This window comes from Nostoc sp. NMS4, from assembly GCF_017115095.1.
In the GTDB taxonomy this organism is placed as follows: Bacteria; Cyanobacteriota; Cyanobacteriia; order Cyanobacteriales; family Nostocaceae; genus Nostoc.
On sequence record NZ_JABXKI010000367.1, the window covers coordinates 1 to 4936 of the forward strand.

5 protein-coding genes and 1 pseudogene are annotated in these 4936 nt (G+C 41.6%); 5 read left to right on the forward strand and 1 reads right to left on the reverse strand.

The window, feature by feature from the left end:
* The 5 genes and pseudogenes from HWQ37_RS31245 to HWQ37_RS31265 form a co-directional block, all read left to right on the forward strand.
* Positions 1 to 191: pseudogene (locus tag HWQ37_RS31245) on the forward strand (ASCH domain-containing protein); the annotation flags it as partial.
* Positions 188 to 940 carry a DNA cytosine methyltransferase gene (locus HWQ37_RS31250; protein ID WP_292754600.1) on the forward strand — a complete coding sequence of 251 codons (753 nt, stop codon included), beginning with the start codon at positions 188 to 190 and terminating at the stop codon, positions 938 to 940. The pseudogene HWQ37_RS31245 and the gene HWQ37_RS31250, both read left to right, overlap by 4 nt.
* 2 nt (positions 941 to 942) lie before the next feature.
* Positions 943 to 1437: a DUF1392 family protein gene (locus tag HWQ37_RS31255; RefSeq protein ID WP_292754603.1), complete on the forward strand. Its 495-nt coding sequence runs from the start codon at positions 943 to 945 to the stop codon at positions 1435 to 1437.
* Between the two features lie 555 nt (positions 1438 to 1992).
* Positions 1993 to 3438, forward strand: coding sequence for a sensor histidine kinase (locus tag HWQ37_RS31260; RefSeq protein ID WP_292754606.1), 1446 nt, complete (start codon positions 1993 to 1995; stop codon positions 3436 to 3438).
* Positions 3439 to 3494: 56 nt separating this feature from the next.
* Positions 3495 to 3746, forward strand: coding sequence for a DNA cytosine methyltransferase (locus HWQ37_RS31265; RefSeq protein ID WP_292754609.1), 252 nt, complete (start codon positions 3495 to 3497; stop codon positions 3744 to 3746).
* A 299-nt stretch (positions 3747 to 4045) separates the two neighbouring features.
* Here the strand turns inward: HWQ37_RS31265 and HWQ37_RS31270 are convergent, their stop codons facing one another.
* Positions 4046 to 4846 carry an isopentenyl phosphate kinase gene (locus HWQ37_RS31270; protein WP_292754611.1) on the reverse strand — a complete coding sequence of 267 codons (801 nt, stop codon included), beginning with the start codon at positions 4844 to 4846 and terminating at the stop codon, positions 4046 to 4048.
* Between the last annotated feature and the right edge of the window lie 90 nt (positions 4847 to 4936).

The following is a 4936-nucleotide window of genomic DNA, read 5'->3' on the forward strand; positions in this document are numbered from 1 at the left end:
GCGGCCAAGTTATTGGCATTGTCACAATAGTTGATTGCAAGTTTTCACAAGTTGCATCTGGCTGGGGAATGGCTGGGCAATACCACTGGAAGCTGGAGAATCCACGCGAGATTACACCGATTCCTTACATTGGGCGGTTGGGAATTTTTGAAGTGCCAGATGAACTGGTCAGGAGTGCGATCGCCTCATGAAATCAGTCCTTTCTCTTTTCTCCGGCATCGGCGGACTTTGCCACCACGGAATATCGGCCGCAGGTCTATCCCACAAATTCCGAGTCCAGCAATTTGTCGAAATCTCCCCTTATTCTCAATCACAATTGCGCCATGAACAACCAGGAATTCCAATCCACGCAGATATTACCAACTACCATTGCCACCAAGGACAATTCGACATTTTGTGCTTCCCCTGTAGCGGCACCAGTAACGCTGGAGATAAAAAAGGACTCAACGACCCCAGGTCTGGACTGTGGCGCGAAATGTTCCGCATCATCAACCAGTGTAAACCAGCAATCGCTCTCATCGAAAACCCAACAGGGCTACTCGCTAGAGGAATGGCAACAGTCCTCGAAGACCTTTCCCAAATCCGGTACGTATGTGAATGGGAAACTATACCCGCGTACTGCCTCGGCTTGCCACATGAAAGAGAAAGAGTCTTTATCATTGCCTACGCCGATGGCTTATTCTACCGTCAACAGCCAACCCCCTGGACAGACCAAATTGGAAATCAGATTACGCAAGTACGGTTCTCTCATGAAGACCGAAGCTTTGAACCCGGTATTCGTGAGGTGGCTTCTGGGATTCCCGTTGGAGTAGCCAAGGCAATCAAGGGCAATTACGATGCCCGTCGCGCTTATGGTTTGAGTTGTTCTCTCCGGCAAGCTGCTGTGGCATGGAAACGAATTGATTACTTGTGGGGTCTAAAGTCCAGTCAGGAGGCATAACCATGATTAACCAAGTCCCGAATCTAGAAACTTGTTGGTATCTTTCACCACCTTGGGGTAAAGAGATTCCCCCGCTCGAAGTTTCCCTGTTGGAGAAAGTCTACGTCACTACCACCAAATCTTTCGGTTACTGTTGCGGTGTAGAGTGGTCAGCTAAAGGCTGGAATTATGAGATTGTCTCTAGCAACGATAATCTAACTGTTTTAGGACGTGAAATCATTGGTACAGGTAACTTACAATTAGTTACCAAAGAAAAGCCTGTGTTTGAACTGGGTGAATTAGTCGAGTTCCGATTTCATGGCGACGGGCCACCAGCAAGGATTGTCCAAGGCATCCAACTGATTTGCGATTCCTGGTTCTACTGCATCGAATGGATGTCCCCAGGAATATCTGAAAATGGTGACGAGCTTTTTACTTTCAGAGATGCGATCGCCCTTGGCGGGACTTCGCCCATCGCACGAGTGACTGACTATGACTTGGAGAGGGTGCGATTATGACGGTGTACACCTCATATTATCGTGGCGAAATCCGAGGCGAGGGCATTTCAATCTCGCTGTACCCTCCTAAAAACTGGAAAGGTAAGCACCTTCCACTGTTCGTGCCAACTCCAGAACTCCTGAAATGGTGTAAGTCATCAGCCCAAGATACTGAAGCTGAAAAGAGAGTACGAGCGTCGGTTGCGAGGGATTCTTCACTCTTCGGCAGCAGTTGATTGAGCTTTGGGTGAATTGGCAACGGCAGAACCCTAGTGATATAAGGCTCTCGCTGTGATGAAAAGCTAGGGGATTTAAATGTAACTAGTAGTTAATATTTGATATTGATTTGGGCAAAATGATCTCAGGCTCTTTTCATGACAGTAGATTTGTCCAATTTATCTAACGATAACTTCCTCACCAACAAATTCATATATATGAGCAACTGTACCAAAACAAAACTTCCACATAACTATCACATTTTCAAGTTACTTTACTTTAGGAATAGACAAATCAATTCACTGTATTGAGATATGCATAGCCTTCTCAATGTTTAAAACTAAAAATTAGTGAATTTGTATGTCTATTGAAGAGTTAAATCAAGAGTTAACTAGATTACGTCAATGCCTTCAGCAACTAAAAACAGATAATGCTGAACTACGCCAGGCAGTTCTAGAATATACTACTCAATTAATGCAACACAAGAGCGAACAGCAAGCTGCACTGCTTGAGCGCCAACGGATAGAAGAACAACTCCAAACTACTCAACAGTTTCTGTATTCTGTGATTCAAACCATGCCTGTAGCAGTTTTTGTCAAAGATGTGGTTGATCTGCGAATTGTCTTATGTAATCAAGCCGCGGAAAAGTTAGCTGGTGTCAGTGCCGATGAAATTTTAGGAAAGAACGACTACGACCTATTCCCCAGAGAAGAGGCCGATTTTTTTACCACGCGAGATCGCGAAGCACTTAATAGCAAAAAATTATTAGAGATTCCTGAAGAAATAATTCGCACAAAAAGCGGCGAAACCCGCATTTTGCAGATTAAAAAAGCTCCGATTCTTGATTCTCAAGGACAGCCTAAATATTTATTAGTGGTTCGATACGACATTACAGAACATAAACAAGCAGAGGCTCAACTCAAACAGCAAGCAATAGAACTAGAGCAAACTCTCAAAAAATTACAAAGTACTCAAGCTCAACTTATCCAAAGTGAGAAAATGTCTTCTCTGGGTCAATTAGTTGCTGGAGTTGCCCATGAAATCAATAATCCAGTAAATTTTATCTCCGGCAATTTAACTTACGCTAACAAATATATCCAACAACTACTGAATCTACTTCATCTTTACCGCATAAACTATCCCAATCCTGCTCTTGAAATTCAAATGACAATTCAAGAGATGGAATTCGATTTTTTAGTAGAAGATTTGCTAAAATTACTCTCTTCAATGGAAATTGGTGCTGAACGCATACAGCAAATTGTAGTTTCTCTTCGTATCTTTTCGCGGCTAGATGAAGCCGAGTTAAAAGCAGTAGATATTCATCAGGGTATTGAAAGTACATTGAGTATTTTAGAGCATCGTTTAAAACCCAGAGCTAATCATGTCGAAATTCAGGTTCTTAAAGATTATGACGATTTACCTTTAGTTGAGTGCTATGCTGGCCAGCTAAATCAAGTATTTATGAATATTTTGTCCAATGCAATCGATGCTTTAGAAGAGGCATTAATTCAAGGGAAACTCTCGCATAACCACCCACAAATTCGGATTTGTACTCAACAACTGAATCCTCAACAAATAGTTATTCGGATCATCGATAATGGCCTTGGTATTCCCGAACAAGTTAAACAAAAGTTATTTGATCCTTTTTTTACTACCAAAGATGTGGGGAAAGGTACTGGTTTAGGTTTATCGATTAGCTATCAGATTATTACCGAGCGGCATGGTGGTTCGTTAGAGTGTGTTTCTTCTCTTGAAGAGGGAGCAGAACTTATTATTACAATTCCAGTTGTACAACCCAAACAGTAATTTTGATTCAAAATGTGTGATTGCAGGTATCTGGAATATAGCGAGGATTTTGGGGATTGGTCGGAACTTGGGGTGCTGGCAGTGCTTTCGGGGTTACAGCAGGAGTTCTATCGGGGGCGGTTGGTGGGGTCTGGCTGAGGCTGGAGTGTCTTGCGGGAGCGACGAAGTTACAAGGCTTTCCTGACTGGTACGAATTCCCTAACGAGACTGCTACGGCTGGGTCAATTATCGGCTATTCTGTACCACCCAGTTTCGCCGCGCAGTTATTTACTCACATACAGAAACAATTATCAGGAGCATTTTTATGACAAACCGAGAGCAACTCACTTGAAATGTGTTGGTACAGGTAAGGAAGAGGACAACTAACAAGCAGGGGACAGAAAAGAAGAAGCACAGAGGTTATGCGGTGAGAGCGAATTTCCGCCTGCTTTAATGGTTTTCTTTCCTTAGCGACAGTTCACATCTGGGTTCGCAGAAATTTATTAGTGGGATAGATTCATAGCTGCCTTCAGCAAGAACTGCCCTCTGCCTTTCTCAATGAGTTATCTCCAAAAGATTAAAGGTAAGTAATTCGGATTAACTACCAACAGTTTTGAAATCATTTTAGTTAAAATGCCCTAATTAAAGTGCCTAGAGTTGGCGTACCTAAAACTGAAGAGGCTAAATTCCCTGGGATATTCCCATCAATTATCCAGCAGTCAATCCCTAAACTAGAAATAGTCAAAAACTCCTCAACTTTCTTAGCCATCCCGCCAGTAACATCTACTGATTTGCTCTTGCCCAAGAAAGGTTTAATCTGAGAATAGTTAGCTTGAGTAATATTGGAAACTACTTGCCCATCTTGGTCATATACACCTGCATAATTCCCAACATTTATTAGTCGAATTTTAAACTTACCTTGAAGATAGAAGTATTTCGCTAGTTCTGCAAGCATTGCATCTGTCGAGAGGACAGTACCACCAATAGCTTGATCTAGAACGACATCACCAAAAATTAAAGGAATCAAATCTGCTTGTAGACTACTTTCTATTACACTAAAGTCACTCTTCAACAGTTTTTTATTATGAGTGATTATCATAGTAATAGGTGGCAAACTTACCACTGGTAAACCTGCTTGTAAAAAACTTTTAGCTAGTAGGAAATTTAAATCTAAAGCATCTTGGTGAACTAAGCAGAACCCTAGTTTTTCTTCATCACATGAAAAACCATTAATTGTATTATATTTATTCGCTGATTGGTGGGCGAAAGAACCAGCACCGTTACCAATAATCAGTTTCAGATTAGGATTTTCACGTTTGATTAGGCTCACTTGCTCAACCAGTTGTGTTATAACTTCTCTTCGAGCAGTATAAGGTTTATCCTTGTCAGTAATTAAGGAACCTCCTAGCTTCACCAATACTAATTCCATAATCAAATATTAAATGAGGAAAGACAAAAACTTATGGTTCTTGCGTTACTTTTATGGAAAATTAATACTAAAGTGCCAGTTTAATAAACT

What these genes read in the sequence shown, in the direction of transcription:
- HWQ37_RS31250 (WP_292754600.1), top strand. Translation starts at nt 188, where the DNA reads ATGAAATCAGTCCTTTCTCTTTTCTCCGGCATCGGCGGACTTTGCCAC.
- HWQ37_RS31255 (WP_292754603.1), top strand. Translation starts at nt 943, where the DNA reads ATGATTAACCAAGTCCCGAATCTAGAAACTTGTTGGTATCTTTCACCA.
- HWQ37_RS31260 (WP_292754606.1), top strand. Translation starts at nt 1,993, where the DNA reads ATGTCTATTGAAGAGTTAAATCAAGAGTTAACTAGATTACGTCAATGC.
- HWQ37_RS31270 (WP_292754611.1), bottom strand. Translation starts at nt 4,846, where the DNA reads ATGGAATTAGTATTGGTGAAGCTAGGAGGTTCCTTAATTACTGACAAG.